This window comes from Chryseobacterium sp. 2TAF14, from assembly GCF_052115105.1.
Lineage (GTDB): Bacteria > Bacteroidota > Bacteroidia > Flavobacteriales > Weeksellaceae > Chryseobacterium.
Map to the genome: position 1 here is coordinate 1 of NZ_JBFRGA010000020.1, position 24864 is coordinate 24864.

General features: G+C 33.6%; 25 protein-coding genes. 8 read left to right on the plus strand and 17 right to left on the minus strand.

What is annotated here, in order from left to right; translation table 11 throughout:
- From hemN to AB4Y90_RS04105, 4 genes are all read right to left on the minus strand, one after another.
- On the minus strand, positions 1 to 1225 hold a 1225-nt coding region (gene hemN, locus AB4Y90_RS04090), incomplete at its 3' end, for an oxygen-independent coproporphyrinogen III oxidase (protein ID WP_441556139.1).
- A 93-nt stretch (positions 1226 to 1318) separates the two neighbouring features.
- Positions 1319 to 1792: a sialate O-acetylesterase gene (locus AB4Y90_RS04095; protein ID WP_441556140.1), complete on the minus strand. Its 474-nt coding sequence runs from the start codon at positions 1790 to 1792 to the stop codon at positions 1319 to 1321.
- A gap of 260 nt (positions 1793 to 2052) precedes the next feature.
- A complete protein-coding gene (locus tag AB4Y90_RS04100; protein WP_441556142.1) occupies positions 2053 to 3096 on the minus strand; it encodes a WD40/YVTN/BNR-like repeat-containing protein in 1044 nt (347 codons plus the stop codon).
- Between the two features lie 63 nt (positions 3097 to 3159).
- Positions 3160 to 4668 carry an APC family permease gene (locus AB4Y90_RS04105; protein ID WP_441556143.1) on the minus strand — a complete coding sequence of 503 codons (1509 nt, stop codon included), beginning with the start codon at positions 4666 to 4668 and terminating at the stop codon, positions 3160 to 3162.
- A 169-nt stretch (positions 4669 to 4837) separates the two neighbouring features.
- Here AB4Y90_RS04105 and pnuC point away from each other — a divergent pair, with 169 nt between their 5' ends.
- The 5 genes from pnuC to AB4Y90_RS04130 all read left to right on the plus strand — a co-directional run bounded on the left by pnuC (position 4838) and on the right by AB4Y90_RS04130 (position 10682).
- The gene (gene pnuC / locus AB4Y90_RS04110) at positions 4838 to 5512 is read left to right on the plus strand and encodes a nicotinamide riboside transporter PnuC (protein WP_441556144.1); all 675 of its coding nucleotides are present in this window, start codon (positions 4838 to 4840) and stop codon (positions 5510 to 5512) included.
- The gene (locus AB4Y90_RS04115; RefSeq protein ID WP_441556145.1) at positions 5509 to 6078 is read left to right on the plus strand and encodes a hypothetical protein; all 570 of its coding nucleotides are present in this window, start codon (positions 5509 to 5511) and stop codon (positions 6076 to 6078) included. The genes pnuC and AB4Y90_RS04115 overlap by 4 nt, the downstream gene beginning before the upstream one ends.
- 94 nt (positions 6079 to 6172) lie before the next feature.
- On the plus strand, positions 6173 to 6943 hold the full coding sequence (gene dapF / locus AB4Y90_RS04120) for a diaminopimelate epimerase (RefSeq protein WP_441556146.1): 771 nt from the start codon (positions 6173 to 6175) through the stop codon (positions 6941 to 6943).
- Positions 6944 to 6978: 35 nt separating this feature from the next.
- Positions 6979 to 8004, plus strand: a complete 1026-nt coding sequence (gene mltG, locus AB4Y90_RS04125; RefSeq protein WP_441556147.1) for an endolytic transglycosylase MltG — start codon at positions 6979 to 6981, stop codon at positions 8002 to 8004.
- A 167-nt stretch (positions 8005 to 8171) separates the two neighbouring features.
- On the plus strand, positions 8172 to 10682 hold the full coding sequence (locus AB4Y90_RS04130) for a TonB-dependent receptor domain-containing protein (protein WP_441556148.1): 2511 nt from the start codon (positions 8172 to 8174) through the stop codon (positions 10680 to 10682).
- Between the two features lie 113 nt (positions 10683 to 10795).
- Here the strand turns inward: AB4Y90_RS04130 and AB4Y90_RS04135 are convergent, their stop codons facing one another.
- From AB4Y90_RS04135 to AB4Y90_RS04150, 4 genes are read right to left on the minus strand one after another with little or no spacing between them, the layout of a single operon-like run.
- Positions 10796 to 11230, minus strand: coding sequence for an adenylyltransferase/cytidyltransferase family protein (locus AB4Y90_RS04135; RefSeq protein ID WP_441556149.1), 435 nt, complete (start codon positions 11228 to 11230; stop codon positions 10796 to 10798).
- 25 nt (positions 11231 to 11255) lie between these two features.
- Positions 11256 to 12278, minus strand: coding sequence for a UDP-glucose 4-epimerase GalE (gene galE / locus AB4Y90_RS04140; RefSeq protein ID WP_441556150.1), 1023 nt, complete (start codon positions 12276 to 12278; stop codon positions 11256 to 11258).
- A gap of 18 nt (positions 12279 to 12296) precedes the next feature.
- Positions 12297 to 12740, minus strand: coding sequence for a hypothetical protein (locus AB4Y90_RS04145; protein WP_441556151.1), 444 nt, complete (start codon positions 12738 to 12740; stop codon positions 12297 to 12299).
- A 4-nt stretch (positions 12741 to 12744) separates the two neighbouring features.
- On the minus strand, positions 12745 to 13869 hold the full coding sequence (locus AB4Y90_RS04150) for a DegT/DnrJ/EryC1/StrS family aminotransferase (RefSeq protein WP_441556153.1): 1125 nt from the start codon (positions 13867 to 13869) through the stop codon (positions 12745 to 12747).
- Positions 13870 to 14033: 164 nt separating this feature from the next.
- Between AB4Y90_RS04150 and AB4Y90_RS04155 the strand changes: the two genes are divergently transcribed.
- The gene (locus tag AB4Y90_RS04155) at positions 14034 to 15635 is read left to right on the plus strand and encodes a S8/S53 family peptidase (RefSeq protein WP_441556154.1); all 1602 of its coding nucleotides are present in this window, start codon (positions 14034 to 14036) and stop codon (positions 15633 to 15635) included.
- A gap of 5 nt (positions 15636 to 15640) precedes the next feature.
- Here AB4Y90_RS04155 and AB4Y90_RS04160 read toward each other — a convergent pair whose 3' ends face one another.
- From AB4Y90_RS04160 to AB4Y90_RS04180, 5 genes are all read right to left on the minus strand, one after another.
- On the minus strand, positions 15641 to 16990 hold the full coding sequence (locus AB4Y90_RS04160) for an alpha/beta fold hydrolase (protein ID WP_441556156.1): 1350 nt from the start codon (positions 16988 to 16990) through the stop codon (positions 15641 to 15643).
- A 3-nt stretch (positions 16991 to 16993) separates the two neighbouring features.
- On the minus strand, positions 16994 to 17287 hold the full coding sequence (locus AB4Y90_RS04165) for a carboxypeptidase-like regulatory domain-containing protein (protein WP_441556157.1): 294 nt from the start codon (positions 17285 to 17287) through the stop codon (positions 16994 to 16996).
- Positions 17288 to 17413: 126 nt separating this feature from the next.
- Entirely contained in the window at positions 17414 to 18544 is a 1131-nt protein-coding gene (locus tag AB4Y90_RS04170; RefSeq protein WP_441556158.1) for an 8-amino-7-oxononanoate synthase, read from the minus strand.
- A 42-nt stretch (positions 18545 to 18586) separates the two neighbouring features.
- On the minus strand, positions 18587 to 19105 hold the full coding sequence (locus tag AB4Y90_RS04175) for a DUF1761 domain-containing protein (protein WP_441556159.1): 519 nt from the start codon (positions 19103 to 19105) through the stop codon (positions 18587 to 18589).
- Between the two features lie 79 nt (positions 19106 to 19184).
- On the minus strand, positions 19185 to 19811 hold the full coding sequence (locus AB4Y90_RS04180) for a hypothetical protein (protein ID WP_441556160.1): 627 nt from the start codon (positions 19809 to 19811) through the stop codon (positions 19185 to 19187).
- A 67-nt stretch (positions 19812 to 19878) separates the two neighbouring features.
- Between AB4Y90_RS04180 and AB4Y90_RS04185 the strand changes: the two genes are divergently transcribed.
- Entirely contained in the window at positions 19879 to 21777 is a 1899-nt protein-coding gene (locus AB4Y90_RS04185) for an ABC-F family ATP-binding cassette domain-containing protein (RefSeq protein ID WP_441556161.1), read from the plus strand.
- A 40-nt stretch (positions 21778 to 21817) separates the two neighbouring features.
- Here the strand turns inward: AB4Y90_RS04185 and AB4Y90_RS04190 are convergent, their stop codons facing one another.
- Genes AB4Y90_RS04190 through AB4Y90_RS04200 form a run of 3 tightly spaced genes read right to left on the minus strand, consistent with a single transcriptional unit; the run spans position 21818 to position 23499 of the window.
- Positions 21818 to 21976 carry a hypothetical protein gene (locus AB4Y90_RS04190; protein WP_441556163.1) on the minus strand — a complete coding sequence of 53 codons (159 nt, stop codon included), beginning with the start codon at positions 21974 to 21976 and terminating at the stop codon, positions 21818 to 21820.
- 12 nt (positions 21977 to 21988) lie between these two features.
- Entirely contained in the window at positions 21989 to 22408 is a 420-nt protein-coding gene (locus tag AB4Y90_RS04195; RefSeq protein WP_441556165.1) for a hypothetical protein, read from the minus strand.
- Between the two features lie 32 nt (positions 22409 to 22440).
- On the minus strand, positions 22441 to 23499 hold the full coding sequence (locus AB4Y90_RS04200; protein ID WP_441556167.1) for a Gfo/Idh/MocA family oxidoreductase: 1059 nt from the start codon (positions 23497 to 23499) through the stop codon (positions 22441 to 22443).
- A gap of 263 nt (positions 23500 to 23762) precedes the next feature.
- Here AB4Y90_RS04200 and AB4Y90_RS04205 point away from each other — a divergent pair, with 263 nt between their 5' ends.
- Complete coding sequence (locus AB4Y90_RS04205; protein WP_441556169.1) at positions 23763 to 24353, plus strand: hypothetical protein; 591 nt, start codon at positions 23763 to 23765, stop codon at positions 24351 to 24353.
- Positions 24354 to 24455: 102 nt separating this feature from the next.
- Here the strand turns inward: AB4Y90_RS04205 and AB4Y90_RS04210 are convergent.
- A partial coding sequence (locus AB4Y90_RS04210) for a redoxin domain-containing protein (protein WP_441556171.1) occupies positions 24456 to 24864 on the minus strand: 409 nt, incomplete at its 5' end.

Below are 24864 nucleotides of genomic sequence, written 5' to 3' on the forward strand. Positions count from 1 at the left end.
ATTCATCACGTTCCATTTCCTGAAGCATATCAAAAGCAGTATCAAGTTCGGGAATAGCATCTTTATTTTCAAAAGTAGTTTCCAATTGGCACATTAAATTTAAAATATGTCTTCTGATTGACAAATCTTCTTCATTTAAAACATGACCTTTAAAGACAGGAATTTCGCCTTCTTCAACAATTTTCTGATATTCTTCGACAGTTTTAACATTTTGAGCAAAAGCATACCAGGAATCTGAGATCGAACTCATCCCCAAACCTATCATCAACTGGGTTTTGCTTGAAGAATATCCCATAAAATTACGATGAATATTTCCTGAGATCATAGATTTGTACAGCTCATCTTCCTCAAGAGAAAAATGATCCATCCCAACTTCTTTGTAGCCTAATTCTTCCAATAATTTTTTGCCGTCTTCATACAATTTCCGTTTTTCTTCACCACTTGGCAAATCGTTTTCATCAAAACCTCTTTGTCCGACACCTTTTATCCATGGTACATGAGCGTAAGAATAATAAGCAAGACGATCCGGCTTTAACTCCAAAGTTTTATGAATGGTAAGAGCCATACTTTCCCAGTTAGAATGCGGTAAACCATACACCAAATCGTGAGAAATACTTGTATAACCAATTTCTCTCGCCCATTCTGTAACATTTTTCACGTTTTCGAAAGGCTGAATTCTGTTGATGGCTTTTTGAACTTTCAAATCATAATCCTGCACACCAAAACTAGCTCTTCTAAATCCTAAATCAAATAAAGTCTGAAGATGCTCTCTTGTCGTATTATTGGGATGCCCTTCAAAAGAAAACTCAGGATGCTCTGCAATTTCTACCGTATCAAAAATTCCCTGCAATAAAGTTTTTAGATTTTCCGGAGAAAAAAATGTAGGTGTTCCGCCTCCTAAATGCAGTTCTTTTAACTTGGGCTTTTCATTAAATAATTTAAGATAAAGCATCCATTCTTTTAAAACACTTTCAAGATAAGGAACTTCCACACTGTGTTGTTTTGTAATACGTTTGTGACAAGCACAAAAAGTACACAATGCTTCACAGAAAGGAAGATGAATGTATATTGAAATCCCCTCTTCCGAATTGCTTTCATTGAAAGATTTTATCACACTTGATTTCCATTTTTCCGGAGAAAAAGTAGATTCGTCCCAATAAGGAACAGTGGGATAAGACGTATAACGCGGACCTGGAATATTATATTTATCGATTAACGAATTCATTTGAAACTTTAAATTTTTTCTAAACTGATGAAATTGGTAAATTTCATTCTGCAAAATTAACCATAACTTCTGAATTAGAGATTATGAATTATATTAGTCTTTCTTTTCGAAATTTATAATGAGTCTAAATACCTCATCTGCAAAATTCTTTCCCAAATCGATGTAACCTGCACTGTCATAATGCCACGGATCGTTTTCATAATTGTATTTTTGGGTAGAACGAACGATTGCAGCGTTTTTATCTTCACGTACAAATTTTTCCTGAGCATATTGTACCAACTCTCCCATTGGCCACACTTTTCCTTTTTCGTTTTTCCCGGAATCTGAAATTTTTCCAATCACAACAGGCAAATCATCGGTGCGTAAAACCGCTCTCATTTGATTCATCAAAGTTTTAAGATGAGCGTAATAATTATTGGCAATTTCTTCGTTGTAGCTTGCGTCTCCTTCACCCTGCATCCAAAGAATTCCTGACATTTGTAATTCATCAGCTTTTCCGTTTCCGTCAATATCTTTTTCATTTAAAGCATTTTTTACGGTGTTCAGAAAATAATCATATTGATTCAAACCATTTTTTCCGTGATAATCAGAATCCCAACAACCGAAAGTTCCCGTTGCAAGGCTGTCTATTGAAGTGCCTTCTCTAAACCATTCATATTCGACTGACCTGCCAAAACAAAAACTCTGATTTTCTGAGTATAAAAAAAGGCTGGAATTAATAAAAGAAAAAATATTTTTAAACTTTTCATGCGAAAATTTTAACCAAAGGTAATTGTAAGGAAATTCAAATCTGTTGTTATGGAAAAGATATGCTCTATCTAAAGCATTTAAAATTTTAATTTCATCAGAGAAATTTTATCTTTTCCGGCGAAAGCAACCGTATTTCCATCAACCCATTTGCAAACATAAAAACCTTTTTCATCTGAAATTTTCTTCCAGGTTTTTCCGAAATCTGAGGAATAACTGATGTGCTGATCGCCTACAGAAATCATTTCTTTGCCTTTGGAATTGGGTTTTATTTGTACACAGGTTGTGTAACCTGCGTTTTTTCCTGATGCCTGAATTTGCCATGTTTTTCCGCCGTCATTTGTTGTGGCGATATTATTGATGTTGGCTTCCTGTTTGGTGTAATCTCCACCGACTGCAATTCCGAACTTTTCATTATAAAAATCTATCGAATACATTCCCTGCGCAGATTCTCCCTGAATGAAAGGCGTTTTAAAAATATCTGATTTTAAAGTAGTGTAATCTATTTTAATAATCCTAGAACTTTTACCTCCTGTTGCAATCCAGACATTGGTTCCGTAATGGGTTATATTGGTGTTACTTGCCGCAAAAGCAGCTTCACCTTCGTTAAGTTTTATACTGTTAAAGCCTTCTCTTTTGGTAAGTGTGTTGAAATCTAAAACTGCATTCATTTTTGTCATGATAAAAGACAATTTTAAATTCAAATCTTTTCCAGGATCGCTGAAAGTAACCGCATGCTCATCATTTACAAAAATGAATGCATCGTAAAATGCCGTTTTCAGGGTATCGGTATAAATATTTACAACCGAAAGATCTTTTTTGTCAATTCTAAAAAAATGAGCCGGACTTTCAATATTGATCGCATAAAAAGCATCTTTATTTTGCGCCAAAGTTCTAAACTGCAATTTTTTCTCAGACAGTTTAATCTGATTTTGTTTTTTCGGGTCTTTTAAATCTACGAAACCAAATTTAGAATCTGTTCCGCTGTACCATATTTTATTGTCATACAACTCTATTGCTCTGATGCTTATTTTATCATTTAAAATAGTTTCAAAACTTTCGATTTTTTGAGAAAACAATATCAGGTTTAAAACTAAAAATATTATTGTGAAGATTTTTTTCATATCAACAAAAATAAAAAATCCGCAGATGATTAGACTGCGGATTGTAAAGTATCTGTTTAAAATTTATTTTTCGATAAATTCATCATAACCTCCACTGTTCAGTACACTGTTTCGTTTACCGTAAAGGAAGTAGATCAAAAGTCCTAAAGCCAACCAGCCGATTGCCATGTAAATTGCAGTTGCTTCAAGATTAACGATCAGATAAATATTGATTAAAATTCCTAAAGACGCCACAACTGGAAGCATTGGTGTTTTGAAACCTCTTTTCAGTTCAGGTTTTTTAACTCTTAATAACCAAACTGCAAAACAAACCATTGTAAATGCAAATAAAGTCCCGAAACTACACATATGTACCAAAGTACTGATTGGTGTAAGTGCCGCAACGGTAGCCACAATTAAACCTAAAAGGATTGTATTTTTATAAGGAGTCTTTCTTACCGGGTGAATTTCTTTGAACATTCCAGGAAGAAGACCGTCTTTTGCCATCCCCAGGAAAATTCTAGATTGACCCAACATCATTACCAACAATACAGAAATTAACCCGATTGTCGCAGCAACAGTGATCAGAATTACAGCCCAATCCATTCCGGTTGCTTTTTCAAAAGCAATGGCAACAGGTGCAGTAAGAGCATCAGGAATAGATCCGAAATCTTTATAATTCATCATTCCGGTCAATACAAGCGACATCAAAATATACAATGCTGTACAAACCAATAATGAAGTAATAATTGCAAAAGGAATATCTTTTCTAGGATTTTTTGCTTCCGCCGCCTGCGTAGAAACCGCATCAAAGCCAATATAAGCAAAGAAAACTGCTGCTGCACCGGCGATAATACCATTGAAACCATAAGCAGGACCCATTTTTCCGTCTGACTGAATAATCATTTTTTCGTCCGGAATAAATGGTGTAAGATTATCCATATTGATAAATAAAGCTCCAACAACGATTACAAAAACTACAACTGAAGTTTTTAAAATTACAATCATATTGTTTGCTCCCGCAGCTTCTTTAGTCCCTTTTACCAAAATTGCAGTAACAATCAAAACGATGATAAATGCTGGTAAATTGAATGCAAAGCCAGGTTCCGTCAAACCATGAGCTACTGCATATTGTTTTGCCGTAGCAAAATCGTTGGTGAGATAATAGGGTAATTCTACATTAATAATTTTCAAAAACTTATTAAAATATCCGGACCACGAAACGGCGACCGTCATAGATCCCATCGCATATTCTAAAACCAATCCCCAACCGATAAGCCAGGCAAAAACTTCACCTACCGTTCCGTATGCATAAGCATAAGCCGAACCTTCAACAGGCAATAAAGCCGCAAATTCTGCATAACAGAGCGCCGCAAATATACAGGCAATACCTGCAACTACAAATGATAAAGCTAAAGCAGGACCCGCATGATAATAAGCTCCGGTTCCTGTAAGTACAAAAATTCCACCTCCGATAATTGCGCCGATACCAATGGCTGTAAGGCTCCATTTTCCCAGAACCCTTTTAAGCTCACTCTTTTTCATATCGGCCTCATAGGCTCCTAATGGTTTTGTTTTCCAAATATTTGACATATTGTTTTTCTTTGTTTTAAAGATTTACGAAAATATAAAAAATTTAGAGACCTTAACATTTATTGACAAACTTTCGTCAATTTATTTTAATTTTAAATTATACAAAACTGATTTCCACCTATTTTAATGTATTTTTGGGACGCTGTAATTTTTGCTTATTTTTGAAGCTATGAATATTTATGATCTCTTCATAAAACCTTACGAATCATATACTGATTTACAAATCTTTCTTGAAGCCATTGCCACTGTTTTAGGCATAATGAGTGTTTTTTTCTCGGTTAAAAAAAATATCTGGGTTTATCCTACAGGAATTGTTTCTACCATCATCTACGTTTATCTTCTTTTTATAGCAGGCTTGCTTGGTGATTGCATGATTAATATTTACTACTCAGTAATGAGCATTTACGGATGGATTTTGTGGAATAAAAATTCTGAAGACCAGATTCATGTAGAAGTTTCGTGGGCAAAAAAGAAAGAATGGTTTATGGCAGCAATACTTTTCATCATAAGTATTTTTTTAGTGATGATTATTTATTACTACAAACCTTATATCGACAATCATTTTTCTGCAAAAAATATAGAGTTTGGTTTTTATCATCTCGACTGGGCAAATTGGCTTGATGTTTTTACAACTTCTATATTTTTGGTCGGAATGTGGCTCATGGCTAAAAGACGCATCGAAAGCTGGTTTTTCTGGATTTTGGGTGATCTTATTTCTATCCCGATGTATATCTATAAAGGATACGGAATCACTTCGGTTCAATATTTGGTATTTACTATAATGGCAATCATTGGATATGTCAACTGGAAAAAAAGTTTTATAAAAAATAAAGAACAATTATGAAAAATATATTGAAAATAACAGTGGGTCTCCTACTCGGTTTTAGTTTAACATCATGTGCTGTTTATAGCGACAGTTATGGTGCTTACGGAGATCCTTATTATGATAACGGATATTATTATGCACCTTCAGGATATTACGGTTCCGGCGGATTTTACGGTAATGACGGATATTATTACAGAGATGATATCAGATATTATTATGACAACGGTGTACCTTATTATTATGGTAATAACAGAAACAAAATCTACATCCAGCGTAATTCGGGAGCTGTAGGAAACGTTACAGGAACTCAAAGACCTAATAATGGTATAGGTAACGGAAATAATTCTTACCGTTACAACAACAGCCAGAGAAATAATAATCAGTACCGAAATAATTCTAATAATAGGGTGAGAAACCAGAATAATTCCGGTTTCCGGAATCAGACTCAGGGAAACAGCGGAACGAGAAATCAACAACAGCCGTCCCAGAATAACAGCGGAAATTACCGAAATACCACACCTTCTACACCGCAGAACAACAGCAATACTGATAACAATCCACAAAGAAGCGGATCGAGAAGATAATCATTCTAAATAACGAAACGGACAGCAATCGCTGTTCGTTTTTTTGTTTTAATTATACTAATTTTGCAGGTTGATTTTAGACAAAAAAGAAACTATGGAATTTTATAAATATCAGGGAACAGGAAACGACTTTGTAATGATCGACAACCGTTCCGGAGAGTGGGATCATCTTTCAATTTCAAATATCCAGAAGCTTTGCGACCGCCGCTTTGGAATTGGCGCAGATGGTCTTATTAAAATAAATAAAGCTGAAGGTGTAGATTTTGAGGTTGATTACTACAATTCTGACGGCTCAAAAAGCTTTTGCGGAAACGGAGCACGTTGTTCGGTAGCTTTTGCTCACTTTCTTTCGATTTTTAAAAATAACAAAACCATATTTACTGCCATTGACGGACTTCACGAAGCCGAAATCGATGGTAATATTGTAAAGCTGAAAATGGGTGATGTTACTTCTATTACCAATGACGGGGAAGATTCTATTTTAGATACAGGTTCTCCACATTATATAAAATATGTAGAAGACATTGCCAATTTCAACGTTTTTGCAGAGGGAAACAGCATCAGAAATTCTGAAAATTATAAGGAAAAAGGCATCAATGTCAATTTTGTGGAAAATATTTCTGATGATGAAATTTTTGTAAGAACCTATGAACGAGGCGTTGAGGACGAAACTTACAGTTGTGGCACAGGAGTTACAGCTTCTGCTTTAACTTTTCTGAAAAAAAGCAATCTAACCTCCATAAAAGTTAAAACGTTGGGCGGTGACCTTAAAGTGTATGCTGAAAAAGATGGAGAAAGCTTCCGTCAGATTTGGCTTGAGGGACCTGCCAAACAAGTTTTCCAGGGAAAAGTAGATATTCTTTAGAAAAAACATTAAAACTTTTAATCTATTTAATCATAATGAAAAAAGCTATTCTCATTATCGTACTCCTTATTCTTGCAGCAGCAGGATTTTTTGGTTTAAAATTCTACACTAAATATTACGGCAACAACGTATCGAAAGACGGGTATGTTTTGATTCCTCATGGTGCAAAATTTAATCAGATCTTAGATTCCATCACACCGTATGTTGATAATAAAGAATCATTTATTGAGGTGGCAAAAGATAAAAACATGGATGAATATTTCAAGCCGGGTCGTTATCATTTTGCAAAAGGAGCCAGCAATACAAGATTGGTTAATATGATAAAAGCCGGAAACCAGACTGAAAACTCATTCAGAATCGGTGATTTCGGAGATATTTATCAGATGGTTGGAAAAGTGAGCAAAAAAACAGAGCTTGATTCTTTAAAGTTCGTTATTGATTTGGATAAAATAGCTTCAGAGAAAGGATATAAAAACGCTGAAGATCTTAAAAAATATTTCTTCATCGACACCTACAATTTTTTCTGGACGGTTACTCCGGAAGAATTTTTCAAAAAATTTGAAAACCAGTACAACGATTTCTGGACTGCCGAAAGAAAAGCTAAAGAACAGCAATCCGGCTTAACCAGAGATCAGATTTATGCTTTGGCATCGATCGTTTACAAGGAATCGGGAGGAAAGCAGGATGAAATGAAAACCATTGCCGGTCTGTATTTAAACAGATATAAAAAAGGCATGAAATTGCAGTCTGACCCAACCGTTATTTATGCAATAAACAAGCAGACCAATTTTAAAGAGTCGATTAAAAGAGTTTTTTACAAGCATCTTTCTACACCATCACCTTACAACACGTATGCAAATGCGGGAATTCCGCCGGGACCGATTTGTGTTGTAGATAAAAATTCTGTAGATGCGGTTTTGAGCCCTGAAAACAATAACTATATTTTTATGTGTGCAGATCCTGAGAGATTCGGATACCACAAGTTTACAGCAAGTGCAGAACAGCATGCGATTAATGCAAAGGCGTACCAGGATTGGCTGAACTCAAAAAATATCAAATAATAATCATATTTAACTTTATTTTAACAAATTAATAATTAACATTTAGCTCCAAAAAGCGACATATCTATCAAAAATAATAAACGAATCGTGAAATTGTATTTTTAAAGACTTTAATAAATTAATAAAATTAAAAACCTTTTATTGCAATTTTATCTAAAGAATACCTTATGAATCAGACGGAAATAATCAGTATTTTCACTAAAAAAACCTTAGGACTTACTTTTGTTTTATCAGCAGCAGCTTTGGCTTTTGCCCAAGATAAAGTAGGAGTTTCAGGTACTGTGGTTGATAAAAGCAACCAGCCTGTTGCTTACGCTTCTGTAACTTTTAGCAATAAAGCAAGCAAACTGTTGAGCGATGCTACTCTTACAGACGAAAAAGGAAATTATAAGTTAGACCTTACTCCGGGTAATTATGATATTACAGTTGAGGCAATCGATTACAAAAAAAGTGTAGTCAATAAACAAATTACTACAGCGGGAAGTATTGGTGCGCTTTCTATAGAAGCTGAAGCAACAAGTACCAATTTAAAAACCCAGGATATTCAGGGAGTTGTAATTACAGCAACTGCAAAACCTTATAAAGTTGAGCTGGATAAAAGAACGTACGATCCTTCTCAGGATATTGTGAGTAAGGGCGGTAACCTTCAGGATGTTTTGTCTAATGTGCCATCGGTTTCTGTAGATACAGATGGAACCGTTTCGATGAGAGGTAGCTCAAACGTTCGTTTTTTAATTAACGGAAAACCTTCTGCCCTTCTTGGGATTGATGACGGAGCCAATGCATTGCAGAGTATTCCTGCAGATCAGATCGAGAGAATCGAGGTGATTACCAATCCTTCTTCAAAATTTGAAGCCAGCGGAACTGCGGGTATTTTAAATATTATTTTAAAAAAATCAAAGAAAACCGGTTTCAACGGTAGTGTAATCGGAACTTTAGGATATTTGCCTCAAACCAATTTAAATACCAATTTGAGCTGGAGAAAAGGCAATCTTACCTGGTTTTTGAATGGCGGCGGCGGCTATCGTGAATCTAAAAACACCAACAGAAACAATGCTACATTCTTCAACGCAGCAAACGGCGGAAGAACCCAGACTGATCAGGAATCTATCTCAAAAAACAAAAACAATAATTATAACGTTTCTTCTGGTTTAGTTTACGATCTTTCAGATAAAACATCGGTTAACGCATCCGGAACGGTAAGAACTTTTGAGAGTGATAATTTAGGAAATATTACTTATGATTACCGTTTTTTGAATGCTCCCGGTTTGTTTACAGAAAGAATCAATACAGGATCTAATAATAATCTTGCCTTTCAGGGAGACTTCGGTATAGATCACAAATTTGATGATAACGGGCAAAACATTTCATTATCAGTAAGTTTACAAAGCAACAGATCTTATAATGATACCGACGTTAATCAAATTACAAATAATATTTTTGAGCTTCAAAACAGCATCAGCCAGACCACAAGAAACAAAACTTTGGTAGGTAAAGCAGATTATGAACTTCCTATTGGTGAAAACTCGAGAATTGAAGCGGGTTACCGATTAGACATCAATAATAACAATTATGACAATGATGTTTTGGAACGCTACTCTCCTCTTTTAGATTTCCATTATTTAAACAACTTTACTTACAATGCAAACTACAGAGAAATGTTTAATGCAGGATATGTACAGTTTAAAAGTAAGATCGGAAAGTTAGGTTATCAGGTTGGTGTAAGAAATGAGTATTCTAATGTTGATATTCAGTATTCTAACCTTAATCCTGATGTTAATGATGCCAATATTGACAATAAAAAAAGCTATAACAATCTATTCCCGACTGTTTTCTTAAGCTACGAAATTGCAAAAGACAACCAGTTTTTAGTTAACTATTCAAGAAGGATAGACAGACCGAGATCATGGTTTTTGATTCCTAACCCGAGTTACACAGATAATCAGAATATCTTTGAAGGAAATATTGATTTGAACCCTTCTTATGTAGATTCTTACGAGTTGGGTTACAGTATTTCAAAAGGTAAATTTACCATCAACCCTACTTTGTATTTAAGACATCAAAAAGATGATGTAAAAATGTTGGTATATTCTGATAATGGAGTTTTCAAAACAAAACCTATCAATTTGGGAACAGATGACCGTTACGGTTTAGATTTAAACTTCAACTGGGATGCAACAAAATGGTTAAAATTCATAGGAAACGTAGATTTATTTGGATATAACACCAAAGGAATTTACAATGGTCCTGAACTAAAAGGCGTACCAATGAATTTTGAGGGAACAGGTTTCTCAACAAGAGCCAGATTAACTTCAACATTTAAAATTGATAAAACATTCAGTTTCCAGTTACAAGGTTTCTACAGAGGTGCTCAAAAGACGACCAACCAAGACAGAAACGATATGTATGCTTTAAATTTCGGGGCATCAAAAACAATCTGGAAAGGCGACGGAACTTTATCATTCAATATTCAGGACATTTTCAATACACGTGCTATGAGAAGTACGACCAATACTGCTACTTTTACAAGAGAATCTTATATGCAATGGCAGCCAAGGCAGTTTGCGGTATCTTTAACCTACAGATTTAAGCAAGGTGAAAAAATTGAGCAGCCTAAGCGTAAAAAAGATATAAATTCTAACGCTACAGGAGACGATCAGCAAGGCGGACCAATGTAGTGGTAGTTGATGGTTTTTAGTTGTTTGTTGATGGTTAATTCAACACTTTAAATTTTAACAAACTTAAAAGCTTTATCATAAAAAAATCCCGAAATTAATTTTTCGGGATTTTTTTATTTTAATTTTTGTGATTCTGCTTCGTAAATTCTTTTCCTTAAATCGCTTGAAGAAAAACGGTGGTCTCTTTTATTATAAAAAATCTCAATGCCTTTTTCTTCGCAATATTTTTTTCCTGTAAAATCTCTGTCAAAATAATCGTCTCCGATAATTCTTACATCAATCACAAAAGATTTTAAAATATCTTCCAGATCCTGCTCTGTATAATAAGGAATAATCTCGTCAACCGCATTCACAGCTTTTAATTGAATATATCGCTCAACAATGGTTTGTGTGGGTTTATTCTTCGTAGGACGGTCATGCGACGGATCGATCTGTAAGCCAACAATAAGGTAATCACAAACTGTTTTGGCCTCTTCCAGCATTTTGATGTGGCCTRCATGCAACAGATCAAATGAGGAAAACGTAATGCCTATTCTTTCAGTTTTCATAAATGTTTATAGTATTATTTATAGTTTAATTTTTTCTTGATTCTAAATATTTCTGCCATTCCCAGACAGTTTTCAAAGCTTCTTCCAGAGAAGTTTCAGACTTCCAGTTAAGCTCTCTCTCTGCTTTATCTGGATTAGCATAAGCAATGGTAATGTCACCTTCTCTCCTCTCGCAGATCTGGTAAGGTACAGCCACACCATTTGCAGATTCGAAAGCCTGCACAACTTCCAAAACCGAAGAACCTTTTCCTGTTCCCAAATTGTAAATATCAATTATCGTTCCCTCAGAGCTTTTGTTCATTAAATTTTTCAAAGCCTCAACGTGAGCTTTTGCCAGATCTACAACGTAAATGTAATCACGAATCGGCGTTCCGTCTTCTGTAGGATAATCATTTCCCCAAACATTTAATTTTTCACGAATTCCCGCTGCAGTCTGCATTACATAAGGAACCAGGTTATTAGGAACTCCAATCGGCAATTCACCCAATAAAGCTGATGGATGCGCGCCAATAGGATTAAAATATCTTAACAAACCAATTTTGCTTTTATAAGACCTTGCAAAATCTTTTAAAATTTCTTCTCCCATTTGTTTTGTCTTGCCGTAAACACTTTCCGGCATTTTCAGCGGAGTATTTTCATCGATTGGCATTTCGTCTGCCTGTCCGTAAACCGTGCAAGATGAACTGAAGATAAAATTTGAAATTTTTCTAGCTTTAAATTCCTGAAGAATATTTATCAGCGAAAACAAATTATTTTCGTAATAATCAATTGGTTTTTCCTGACTTTCACCAACCGCTTTAAAAGCTGCAAAATTGATGCATCCTTCAATTTCATGTGCATCAAAAACCTGATTAAGAAGTTCTTTTCTTTTCAGATCAAAAGGATAAAATATAGGTCGCTTCCCTGTAATTTCCTCAATATTGTGTAAAATAAATTTTTCAGAATTGGATAAATCATCAACAATGATTACTTCAAAGTTGTTATCAATGAGTTCTACAACAGTGTGAGAACCGATGTAACCAAGTCCGCCTGTTACAAGTATTGCCATTGTTTAGTAATTGTTTTTTTAATCATTGTGTTTTCCTATGTCTTCCATTTCGTTTTTTGCAGGAGTATGTTTAAAATAATTTATAAGTAGTGTCGGAACTATTAAAAAAATGAAAAGTGTAATTAAAAAAGAATTAATATAAGTTTTCCAAAGTTCCCCATAATTCATATAAAAACTTAAAAAGCCTAAAATTACTATCAAAAAACTTGTAACATTTAAATATGTAAACATCTTTTTTGATTCTTTAAAAATATTTATAAATGTCACTATTAATAATATAAATACAATAAAATTAAGAAAATATGCAAAAGATCTAAATTTCACATATTTTTCAGCTAATCTGTAACCTCTAAGTAAAATATTGATTGCAAATACACTGTAGTAAATAATCCAGCCAAGAAGAAAAACTATTGTAAAAAAATAAGCAAACTTATTTTTTAAAATCCTTTCGTCGTGAAGCATATTTTTAATTCATAAACTCCAACACAGCATCCGTAATATACTTCAACTGCTCTTCATCCAATTCTGTATGCATCGGAAGAGAAATTACCTGATCCAATAATTTATCTGTATTTACAAAATCAGCATCATTACTTTCCTGGTAATATGCTTTTTGTTTTCTTAAAGCGACAGGATAATAGATCATCGCCGGAATTTCTTTTTCAGTAAGGAATTTCTGTAGCTCGTTACGTTTTCCGTTTAAAATTCTTAAAGTGTATTGATGAAATACATGCGTAGAGTTTTCAGCTCTTTTTGGAGTTAAAATATTTTCGTTTCCGGCAAAAGCTTCGTCATAATAATCTGCTGCTTTTCTTCTTGCATCGTTGTAAGAATCAAGATTCGGAAGTTTTTTTCTTAGAATTGCAGCCTGAATACTGTCTAATCTGGAGTTTACCCCTACTTCATCATGGTAATACCTTTCATACATACCGTGGTTTACAATTCCTCTTAAACGGTGAGCTAATTCATCATTATTCGTAAAAATTGCTCCTCCATCACCATAACAACCTAAATTTTTAGATGGAAAAAAAGAAGTTGTTCCTACTGTTGACATCGTTCCGGCGTGTCTCACTTCCCCGCTGGAAAAAGTATATTGAGAACCGATTGCCTGTGCATTGTCTTCAATCACAAATAAATTATGTTCTTCAGCAATTTTTAAAATTTCCTCCATATTGGCGCACTGTCCGAAAATATGAACCGGAATAATGGCTTTTGTTTTAGGAGTAATTGCTTTTTTGATAGCTTCTGTGGATATCGTAAAAGTATCGTAATCTACATCTACCAATACAGATTTTAGTTTTAATAAATGTATAACTTCAACGGTGGCTGCAAAAGTAAAATCAGCAGTGATTACTTCATCTCCTTCCTGCAAATCAAGGCTCATTAAGGCAATCTGTAAAGCATCAGTTCCGTTTGCACACGGAATTACATGTTTTACATCCAGATAAGTTTCCATTTCATTCTGGAAAGATTTTACTTCCGGGCCGTTAATAAAAGCAGCAGAATCCATTACATTTAAAACTGCATTGTCTACATCATTTTTTATTTTGTAATACTGACTTTGCAAGTCAACCATCTGTATCTTTTTCATATATAAATTTTATTTTTTAAGTTTTGTAAATCGCTTTTATGCTTAGGTTTTTATTTTTTCCCAAATAAAGCAATTTTTAAACGAATATTTTCGTAAAAATAAGGAATTTAAAGTGCTATCAAAAATTTTATTGATTTTGTTTTATCTTTATAAAAAATTATGAGATGAAAAAATTTTTACTGTTTTGTCTTTTAGCAGGTTATTCTACGTCTTTTGCGCAAACCGAACTTGTGTTTGTTTACTTTACCGGTAAACCCAACAAAGCTGCATTTTATGCCAATCCGCTTTCTGAACTTACACAAAAATCGCTTGACAGACGTGCTGCATTGGGAATTGCGCTCAATGATCAGGATGCACCTATAGAACAGTCGTACATTCAGAATTTACAAAATTTAGGATTTACCATCACCGATTACTCAAAATGGCTGAATGGTGTAGCAGTAAATGCCAATCAGGCACAGGTAAATTTAATTAAAACACAACCTTTTGTACAGTCGGTAGAAAGTCTTGCAAAAAATTCTTCTTTAGTTTTAAAAACTCAAAACAAAAATAAATGGGCTGATTTTGAATCTGTTCAGAAAAACCAGACCGTATTCGATTACGGTTCAGGTTCAGAACAAATCGATCAGATCAATCTAAGACCGCTCCATCTTGCCGGATTTACAGGAACAGGAGTTACCATCGCTGTTATTGACACAGGATTTCCGACCGTAAATACAGGTTCCGCATTTTCAAGATTATGGACAAATGGTAAAATTAAAGGCGGTTATGACTTTGTTTCTAAAGGAACCGACATTTACAATACGTCATTAAATAATCACGGAACCGTCGTTTTAGGGGCAATTGGCGGTTATATTGCCGATACTTTTGTAGGCTCTGCTCCCGATGCAGATTTTTATCTTTACCGAAGCGAAACTACCACAGCAGAAATCCCTGAGGAAGAATTGTACTGGATTGAAGCGGCAGAAGAAGCCGACAGAAAAGGTGTAGACATCATTACAACATCTTTAGGCTACAATATTTTTGATGATCCGAAATATAATTATACCTATTCCGATATGAACGGTACAAGATCTTTCATTGGAAGAGCCAGTGAAATTGCAGTAAATAAAGGAATTTTCGTTTTAATTGCTGCAGGAAATTCAGGCGAAGCTCCTTGGCATTATATCACAACTCCGGCAGACAATGTGAAGGTTTTCAGTATTGGTTCGGTAGATTCGGCAGGAAATGCATCTGCGTTCTCATCTTATGGCCCCAACTCTTTAGGAATGATAAAGCCGGATGCAAGTACAAGAGGAACTTTAGCGGCAACGGTAGACAACAACACAATGATCTCAGTTTCGGGAACTTCGATCGCCACACCTATTGCTGCAGGCGGAGTTGCCTGTCTAATTCAGGCTTTCCCAGCGATGAACAGAGATGTAATGAGAACAAATTTAAGACAGACCGCCTCGTTATTTCCTGCGCATAACGATCAAATAGGATACGGAATTCTTAATTTCGGAAGCTTTTATAATTCGACATTAAACACTTCAGAATTTGTTAAAAAAAATACAGTTGCCATCTTTCCAAATCCTGTAAAAAATATCCTGAATATTGCGACAGAAGCACAAATTATTTCAATTGAAGTTTACGATAATCTGGGAAGAATGATTTTAAAATCTGCTCAAAAATCTATTAAAGTAGAAGATTTTGCAAAAGGAACTTATTATTTGAAAATTCAGACTAAGGATAGGGTTTATTATGAGAAATTTTTGAAGCAATAATCAGATTATTGTTTCAAAAATTCTAAAATATCCTGATTAAGCTGGTTTGCATTTTCGAAAGGAATCATGTGAGTGGCATCTTTATAGATTTTTACTTCTGAGTTAGGCATTTGTTTAGCTAAAAACTCGGTATGACTTTCTTTGATGACATCTTTTTCACCGGCAATCACCAACACTTTATTCTGAATTTTATTTAATTGCTTTTCACTGATATTCGGTTCTTTCAGCATCAGTTTCAGCAGTCTTCTTTCATTCAGTTTTTCAGGATTATTCTGCAGCTGCAACACTTTATATTTAATATTAAAATTATTAAGTAATTCCTGATCAACGCCATCGGGAAAAGCATTTGCGCCAATTGTAATCAATCGATTTAAATTATTTGGATATTTTAAAGCAAATTCCAATCCTGTATTTCCACCGTCACTCCATCCTGCAATATTGATTTTTTGTAATCTCAAATGATCAGCCAAAGCTTTTACATCGTCCGCAAAAATCTTATAATTAAGATCATTTTTAGTTTTATCAATGCTTTTTCCCTGCGCTCTTGTATCCATCACAATCACTTTATATTGCTTTGAAAGCACCGGAATTTGCTGGTAAAAATCTTTTATGCTTCCCGAATTTCCGTGAAGTAAAAAAAGAGGTTCACCTTCACCATAAACTTCATAATAAAGATCGGCACTCTTAAGATTGAAAACTTTTCCAACTTCCTGATTTTTTCCGAAAACACTTTCTTCAGATTCAGCCTGATAACGGCTTACATCCGGGAAAAGATAGGCAACACTTTCATCACTTATTTCTTCCTGTTTATTTTCGTCTTTTGCATTTTTATCCATTTTTACATCAATATTTATGGCCGGAGCAGCAATGGTCATTTTCTTCCATTCATCATAAAACTTTCTTATATATCCAGTTCTGAAAAGCGCAGCACTGATATTTAGTCGACCTTCAAACTCTTTCAAAAACTGAATTCCAACAAAAAATTTTCCCTGAACCCAAATATTTTTGTCATTGACATCCAAAGTAAAAGTTCCGTCAACAATTTTATCTTTTGTTAACTCAACCGTGATTTCATCATCCAAAATACTTTCGTTCGGCAAACCATCTTTTTCATTATAAATCGTATACCGCATAATTACAGGTCGATCTGCTGTAATACTTGCTATATTCAGGTTGATATTTTTAATTTTAGATTTTTTACTCGCTTTAAATTCTAATGCAGTTTCTCCTAAAAAATCTTCTTTTTTGAATGCCGGATTTACCGAATACATCACACTTTTAGTCTTGGTATTCACTCCCCAGTTTTTATCGACTAATTTTTTAGTTTTTAAAACAACCTCCTGAATATTTTTCACTTTTTATTTCAGATAAATCTTCTGTTGATCTTGTTTTACAAAATTGGCAACCGTTTCAGTAAATGGTTCATATCCTGCAACTTCAATTTTAATTTTGTTGGAAGTATTTGCTTTAGAAAGATCGATTGTAAAATTTCCGTTTTCATCAGTAATGACTCCAATATTTTCTTTATCTACACCAACTTTGGCATAGGAAACGGGTTGATTTTCATTTTTAGAAATTACGGTTCCAGAAATGGTTTGTGAATAATAAAAACCCGCAGTAAAAAGAAGTAACGTAAAGTTGAGCTTTTTCATGATAATAATTTTGAAGCAAAAATCTCAAATCCGCCTATCAATCACTCACAAAATCCTATTAAATTTGTGCTTTGTTTAGTTAAAAATAATATAAATAATCACGTTAAAGTGAACATAATTCTTAATTTATTTAAAAGGTTTTCTCTGAATCCAATCAACTTTAGGATTTAATGAGTTGAATATTTTTTTCATAAAAGGATTGACTGCCTTATTGTTATGTTTTATTAAACCAAAGATCTCTACCGGTTCTGCGCCGATTGTAGATTTTATTTCGAGGGCGGTTCTGCCGAAAACGATCCGTTTGAAGTGATTGGAAGTACCAAACTCAGTCATATCAAAAAGCATATTCAAATATATCTGTTTTTCTTTCTGAAGATCTTTGTCGTAACCTAAAAAATAGGTATCAATGTCTTTGTTATTAAGAATTAAAGTAAAAAAACCGATCAGTTTTTCATTAAAAAAATATCCGAAAACTTTGAAATTTTCCTGAAGATTATTCTTCATGCTTTGAAAATGATGATCGGTAAGAAAAAAAGTATTGAACGGAGCATTTTCAGCAACATTCTGATAGAGATTATTCATTTCATYCTGATATTTTTTGATTGAATGAATATCTAATTCAATTTTTTGAATCTCATCAATCTTTTTCTTTGCAGACTTTAATCTTGCCCTGTATTTTTTAGATAAATCAGTTGAATAATCTTCAAAATTACTCCATTCAGGTTTTATATTTAAAATCATATTGGGTTGCACAGAAAACCTGTAAAATGACTTAAACTTTTCTTTATCAAAGTTTTGCAAAAAAGATTCCTGATAGTCTTTATAAATAACCAAAGATGTTTTTCCCAGTATTTCCTGCACATTTTTTGCAGCCTTATTCAATAAAGAAATTGCTTTTTCAGTCGGAATTTTTGAAATATTAAAATAAAAACCGTTTTGCCCGGTTAACATATTATTCCCCAGAATCATTACATCTTTGCTCAATTGTTTAGCCAAAAAATTCCTAATGCTGCACAAAACCTCTCCTTTCTGAAAACTTTTGTGCTCAACAAAGCTTAAATATTGAAACAAAGCACCGCCAATCAAATCTCCATTAGAAAAAAAACCGACAAAACAATATTTCATATTCATTGGTTTTGATTCTTCCAAAACACGAAAATATTCTTCAGACAACATAATGTTTTGTTGCCCGATTACATGATTCCAATCTACCGGAAGTGCAGTTGCAGAATTAAAAATTTTAAAAGTATAAGACATAAAAAAGGTCACAAATGTAGCCTTAAAATTTATAATATAAAATTATTTCTGAGTTACCCAATTGAAACCATCCATTGCATACCAACCGCAAATAATTCCGCCCATTAAAGTAATTGTGATTGTCCAGAAGCCGGTGTTAATAAAAACATATTTCCAGGATTTTCTCTCAAACATTGCATTGATGGCAATTAAGGGAAAAACAAAGAAAATTCCTGTCATAAAAGAATGCAAAGCACCATGACCAAAAGAGCGATATGCAGAACCATAATCGTGCATGAAAGCAGTATAAGAAGGTTTTGCCAAAGTTGTGTCTCCACCGATCATTCCTAAAGCACCAAATTGGTGAATCGTTACAAACTGAAGAAACATTCCGATTAAAAAAGATAAAATAATCGACAAAATAAAGACCACTCCCATGTTTGCGCCTTTCAATTTCTCTTCTGTTAACCCGGATTCTCTCATCCAGGCTTTTCCGAAAACTTTAGGATTGTACCATATAAATCCCATCAATAAAGGGATCAAAGCGGCAAAAAGTATTGCCAGAAAGTTAGTTTGTATCATAGTTTTTATATATAGTTTTGTTTTCTCAAATCTACATTAAAAATGATTACAAAAAACTTAGAACAAAAAAATATGCAGTCTATTGAAAAAGACTTTGAATAAGTTTAAAACTTTCAGAAATTTTTCCGGGATTGGTTATATAGTAATAAAGAGAATAAAAAATAGTCGGGAAAATCTCTAGAATTATTGCAAATAACGGCAAAAACAGATAAAGAAATATCGGGAATTTTCTTTTTATCGAAAACTTTTTGATCATTGCATTCCAAATAATTTTTATTCTGTCTTTGTCGTTCCATAAAATTAAAAAGCATAAAATAAAATAATACGCAAAACGCCTTGCAAAAGCCCGTCCCATTCCTTCATCCATAAAACTTACATCCATTAAAACAATATTGGCAGCAATCGGAATAAAAAAGATAACTCCTAAAATCACGGTAGATTCAAACAGCAGTAAAATTCCTGTGATGATCTGCAATATTCCAACTGTTGTTTTTAAAGGTTCATGATCAAATAAAAACCACATTATTTTAAACAAAGGCAAATCTTTCAACGGAACCTGCAAATCATTGGATGAAACTCCAAACTGACCATCTACAATTTTACCATAGCCATAGTTAATAAAAGTAAAAGCAAGTAAAAATCTTGCTGCCAAAATAAAATAATCCCAATATCTTTTTTTAGGAACCAAACGTAATTTTGCGATCATATTTTAAGGTTTAATTTTCGTATTTTTGCGCCTCAATCAAAATTTTAAATAAAACTTTCACTCTATAATGAATTACGTTTCCGTCGAAAATCTTACCAAATCATATGGCATCAAAACTTTGTTTAAAAATGTCTCATTTCACGTTAATGAAGGTGACAAAATTGCCATAGTTGCCAAAAACGGAAGCGGAAAATCTACTCTTCTGAAAATTTTGATGGGAAAAGAGATTGCAGACAGCGGTTCGGTAATCATTAATAAAGATATTCAGGTGGTTTTGTTTGACCAGGAAATTGATTTTGATTCTGATTTTACGATTGAAGAATTTATGATGACTTTAGATTCTGAACCCATAAAAGCGCTGAAAAATTACCATCAGTCATTGCTTTCAGACGATCACGATTTTATGGAAAAAGCTTTGGCTGAAATGGAAATTCATAAAGCCTGGGATCTTGAGAACGAAATGACCCAAATCCTTTCGCAGCTTAAAATTACAGATCTTACCGCAAAAATGGGAATGCTTTCCGGTGGACAGATTAAACGTGTTGCTTTAGCAAAACTTTTAACCGAAACAAGAGCAGAACATCGTCACACTCTTTTGATTATGGATGAGCCGACCAACCATTTGGATGTAGAAATGGTAGAATGGCTGGAAAATTATTTAAATAAAGCAAAAATCACCTTGCTTCTCGTTACGCACGACCGTTATTTTCTTGATGCAGTTTGCGGGATTATTTGGGAAATGGAAGATCAAAACCTGTATATTCATAATGGTTCTTACGCAACTTATCTTGAAAACAAGATGATTCGCGAGGATAATATGAATGCAACCATCGATAAAGCCAACAACCTTTACAGAAAAGAGCTGGAATGGATGCGAAGACAGCCAAAAGCAAGAACTACAAAGTCTAAATCGAGAATTGACGCCTTTTACGAAACCGAAAAAGTAGCAAAAACAGACACCCGAAAAGATTCTTTGGAGCTCGATTTTGAAATGAAAAGATTAGGCAACAAAATTCTTGAACTTAAAGATATTTCTAAAAGTTTTGGTAATAAAGTTTTGCTTAGAGATTTCAGCTACTCTTTTCAGAGAGGTGAGAAAGTAGGAATTGTAGGAAAAAACGGCGCCGGAAAATCTACTTTGCTAAATATTATTCAGGGTTTTGAACCGAAGGATTCCGGGGAAATTGAAACAGGAGAAACGATCAAATTCGGATATTTTTCTCAAAAAGGTCTTCAGTATAAAGAAGATGAAAGAGTAATAGATTTCATCAAAGAAATTTCTGAAAACTTCCCTTTGGCGAATGGAAGAACGATTACCGCATCACAGTTTTTAAGGTTATTTTTATTTGATGATCAAACGCAATATTCGCCGATTTCTAAACTTTCGGGAGGCGAAAAAAGAAGGCTTCATTTGATGTATATTTTATATCAAAATCCAAACTTTTTGATTTTTGATGAGCCTACGAATGATCTTGACCTTCCTACTTTGACGGTTTTAGAAAATTTCCTTTTAAATTTCCAGGGCAGTCTCATCATCGTTTCTCACGACAGGTATTTTATGGATCGTATTGTTGACCATATCTTGGCTTTTGAAGGCGAAGGAAAAATTAAAGATTTTATCGGAAACTTTTCAGAATACAGAGAAAATAAAAAACTGGAAGACGGAAGCCAAAAAAATGAGGATAAAAAAACGAAGCAGACAGAAGAAATTGTAGTTGAAAAAGTAGCAGAAAAGCCAGTTTCAAAACCACAGCCTGCAAAGAAAAAACTTTCTTTTAAAGAGCAGCGCGAGCTGGAAACCATCGAAAAGGAAATTCCGGAATTTGAGGAGAAAAGAGCAGAAATTCTCGATCAGCTTAATAACGAAACTGATTATGAGAAAATATCAAAGCTTTCCGCAGAACTTGAAAGTCTTTCTGAAAAGCTGGAAAACCATGAAATGAGATGGCTTGAGCTTCAGGATTAAATAAAAAATAGCTGTTCAGAAATTGAGCAGCTATTTTTTATCATTTTTTTCTGATTAATGTAAAAATGCTGTAAAAAAGAAATGCCGTCCCCAAAATAAGAAATCCGTATTTCAAATACATATTGTCTTGAACTAAAGTCATTGCAATTCCTACAAACAACAAACCGATTACTGTAAAACTTGAACTTCTTTTTTGCATATTTTAGTATTTTTAATCTTTAATTAAATTATTAATTGGAATAACACCCCGATTTGCAGCATCCATTGACCATTGAACTTGATATGTATTGCCATCAATTTGATCAAGTAATAAAAAATTAAAATTATTTTCTGTTGGATAAAGAGTAAACCTCCCATTCACTTCTTTATCGATACTTACAAGTGAAGAAGAATTTAAATCTAAAATACCACGTTCTTCATCTCCTTTTACACTAAAATGTATTTGCCACATCTTACCATTTCTTGTATTTAACTTAATAAAAGTCCAAAAATTTTTAGTTGGAAATAATTTATATATGTAATTTTCTGAAACAAAGTTATTTTTAGTTGAACTATTCTCTTTTAACTGATTTTGACCAAATGAAAAAGCAACAATTAATATACAAATTAATGTAATAGATTTAGTTTTCATAACTATCAAATTTAAAATTTTTAAATTAATTCTTAATTGAAATCAATAACTTTTCCTTTTTTAGAACTTTCAATAGCAGTTTCTATGATTTTCATATTTTGCACAATCTCATTCCCAAGAGATGGTAATGCATATCCAAAAACGATATGTTCGTAGATTTGCTGATAATAATTCATATAATTTCCGAATTCACTTGAAGTTAAAACTCTTTGTGTTTCAGAATTTTCATTTAAATAATTAAGAATTCCATCAGTATCTTTCAAAGGCTGCATCCATTCTTTTCCGTAAACAGGAATTGCTCCTGCTGTCAATTCATTTTCCTGGTTATCGGTACGTTCCTGTAAAAAACTTCCTTTATCGCCATGAATTTTATATGCATAATGATCTTCTTTGGTGAAAACTGAAGATTTCAACCTTACTCTTAAATCATTTATATAGTACAAAATAATTTCAAAATAATCATTGGCAAAACTCTCTCCTTTCATTGAAAAAACATCGGCAAACAGCTTTTCGGGAAAGCCAAAAAGCTGCACAGCCTGATCTACCAAATGCGATCCCAAATCATGTATCGATCCAGAACCGTTTTGTTCAGGGTCTTCTTTATGTTGTTTTCCGCTCGGCTCAGTTCTGAATCTGTCAAAACGAATTTCAACTTCTTTTACATTTCCTAATTTTCCTTCGTCCAAAATTTTCTGTACCTGAAGATAATCACGATCAAATCTTCTGTTTTGATAAACACTTAAGAAAAGGTTTTTATTTTCAGCTAAATTCACCAGTTCTTCTGCTTCTGAAGCAGTTACGGTAAAAGGTTTTTCTACAATTACATTTTTCCCGGCTTCCAAAGCCATTTTCACATATTCAAAATGGGTCTGAACAGGCGTATTGACAACCACAACATCAATAGCTGCATTTGTCAGCATTTCTTCTACCGAACGGTAAATTTCAGCATCCGGATATTTTTCTTTTGAATCTTCTTTTGATCGTTCTACCACTGCAGACATAAAAAAACCGGGATGCTCTTTTAAAAACGGAGCGTGAAAAACTTTCCCGCTCATTCCGAAGGCACAAAGACCAACTTTTACTAATTGCATAGATTTATTTTTAGCAAAGATAGTTTACATATTTCTATTAAATCTATACACAAGTTATAATCTGTAAGCAAGAAAACAGATTATGTTAAAATATTTCTCAGATTCAATTGCATTATTCTTAATTTACAGCTTCATAAAAGTTAAATTTAAAATTTAATTTTAAGCTTAAAATATGTAAATCCTGTTCATAATAAGCATTTTGGCACATTAATTGAATTTTATGTTTTGTCAAAATAATAAACAATAATATTAAAATTATAAATATGAAAAAGTTAATTTTTACAGGAATATTAGCGATTGCAGGATTAGCTACAACAGCAAATGCACAAATTCAAAAAGGAAACTGGATGGTAGGAAGCAGCTTGCTTTCCAGCAATTTCGGTTTAAATACAGGAGCTGGTTATGATATCAAGCTTCAACCTAGAGCCGCATATTTTGTAGAAGACAATGTTGCTGTTGGGGGATACGTTACTTTAGGATTTTCAAAGCCAGGAGCAGGACAATCAACACAGTTTGATTATGGAGTTGGAGCATTAGGTCGTTATTTCCTTTCTCCGGGAGAACAAGGAGTTGATAATTTATTAAACCACGGCCGTTGGTTCTTTGAAGGGAATGTCGGAGTTGGAGGCTTCAATGTTGAAAACGGTATCTCTACTACAGGTTTAGATTTTGGAGTTGGGCCTGGTTATTCATATTTTATCACACCAAATATTGGTGTGGAAGGATTGGTAAAATATAACGGCGTAACAGGTTTCGGTAATGAGGGGTTAACATCTAGAATTAGTTTTAATGTTGGTTTCAGTATCTATTTACCGACTTCTAAAGCAAGAGAAGTTGCCAACGACGTAAGATAAGAATAAACTATTATAAAATAAACAACAAAAGCGACTCAGAAATGTTCTGAGCGCTTTTTCAAATTAAAACTAAACTATATATAATAAATAAAAAATCTAAGCCTATTTATTGGGTTGCGGCGTGTAGCGCAAATAAGGTTTTATTTCGGTAACGCCTTTAGGAAAAATACTTTTCGCCTCTTCTGTAGAAATAGCAGGCGGAATAATCACATCATCACCATCTTGCCAGTTTACAGGAGTTGCTATTTTATGAGAATCTACAAGCTGAAGAGAATCTAAAACTCTGTTGATCTCATTAAAATTTCGACCCGTAGAAGCAGGATAAGTGATAATTAATCTTACTTTTTTTTCAGGATCAATAATTAATAATGAGCGAACTGTAGTGGTCACAGAAGCATTGGGATGAATAAAATCATAAAGTTCAGAAATTTTTCTATCCTYATCTGCAATAATCGGGAACTTCACTTCCGTATTTTGCGTTTCATTAATGTCGTCAATCCATTTTTTGTGA

What these genes read in the sequence shown, in the direction of transcription:
- AB4Y90_RS04100 (WP_441556142.1), bottom strand. Translation starts at nt 3,096, where the DNA reads ATGAAAAAAATCTTCACAATAATATTTTTAGTTTTAAACCTGATATTG.
- AB4Y90_RS04105 (WP_441556143.1), bottom strand. Translation starts at nt 4,668, where the DNA reads ATGTCAAATATTTGGAAAACAAAACCATTAGGAGCCTATGAGGCCGAT.
- pnuC (WP_441556144.1), top strand. Translation starts at nt 4,838, where the DNA reads ATGAATATTTATGATCTCTTCATAAAACCTTACGAATCATATACTGAT.
- AB4Y90_RS04115 (WP_441556145.1), top strand. Translation starts at nt 5,509, where the DNA reads ATGAAAAATATATTGAAAATAACAGTGGGTCTCCTACTCGGTTTTAGT.
- dapF (WP_441556146.1), top strand. Translation starts at nt 6,173, where the DNA reads ATGGAATTTTATAAATATCAGGGAACAGGAAACGACTTTGTAATGATC.
- mltG (WP_441556147.1), top strand. Translation starts at nt 6,979, where the DNA reads ATGAAAAAAGCTATTCTCATTATCGTACTCCTTATTCTTGCAGCAGCA.
- AB4Y90_RS04130 (WP_441556148.1), top strand. Translation starts at nt 8,172, where the DNA reads ATGAATCAGACGGAAATAATCAGTATTTTCACTAAAAAAACCTTAGGA.
- galE (WP_441556150.1), bottom strand. Translation starts at nt 12,278, where the DNA reads ATGGCAATACTTGTAACAGGCGGACTTGGTTACATCGGTTCTCACACT.
- AB4Y90_RS04145 (WP_441556151.1), bottom strand. Translation starts at nt 12,740, where the DNA reads ATGCTTCACGACGAAAGGATTTTAAAAAATAAGTTTGCTTATTTTTTT.
- AB4Y90_RS04150 (WP_441556153.1), bottom strand. Translation starts at nt 13,869, where the DNA reads ATGAAAAAGATACAGATGGTTGACTTGCAAAGTCAGTATTACAAAATA.
- AB4Y90_RS04155 (WP_441556154.1), top strand. Translation starts at nt 14,034, where the DNA reads ATGAAAAAATTTTTACTGTTTTGTCTTTTAGCAGGTTATTCTACGTCT.
- AB4Y90_RS04165 (WP_441556157.1), bottom strand. Translation starts at nt 17,287, where the DNA reads ATGAAAAAGCTCAACTTTACGTTACTTCTTTTTACTGCGGGTTTTTAT.
- AB4Y90_RS04175 (WP_441556159.1), bottom strand. Translation starts at nt 19,105, where the DNA reads ATGATACAAACTAACTTTCTGGCAATACTTTTTGCCGCTTTGATCCCT.
- AB4Y90_RS04180 (WP_441556160.1), bottom strand. Translation starts at nt 19,811, where the DNA reads ATGATCGCAAAATTACGTTTGGTTCCTAAAAAAAGATATTGGGATTAT.
- AB4Y90_RS04185 (WP_441556161.1), top strand. Translation starts at nt 19,879, where the DNA reads ATGAATTACGTTTCCGTCGAAAATCTTACCAAATCATATGGCATCAAA.
- AB4Y90_RS04190 (WP_441556163.1), bottom strand. Translation starts at nt 21,976, where the DNA reads ATGCAAAAAAGAAGTTCAAGTTTTACAGTAATCGGTTTGTTGTTTGTA.
- AB4Y90_RS04195 (WP_441556165.1), bottom strand. Translation starts at nt 22,408, where the DNA reads ATGAAAACTAAATCTATTACATTAATTTGTATATTAATTGTTGCTTTT.
- AB4Y90_RS04200 (WP_441556167.1), bottom strand. Translation starts at nt 23,499, where the DNA reads ATGCAATTAGTAAAAGTTGGTCTTTGTGCCTTCGGAATGAGCGGGAAA.
- AB4Y90_RS04205 (WP_441556169.1), top strand. Translation starts at nt 23,763, where the DNA reads ATGAAAAAGTTAATTTTTACAGGAATATTAGCGATTGCAGGATTAGCT.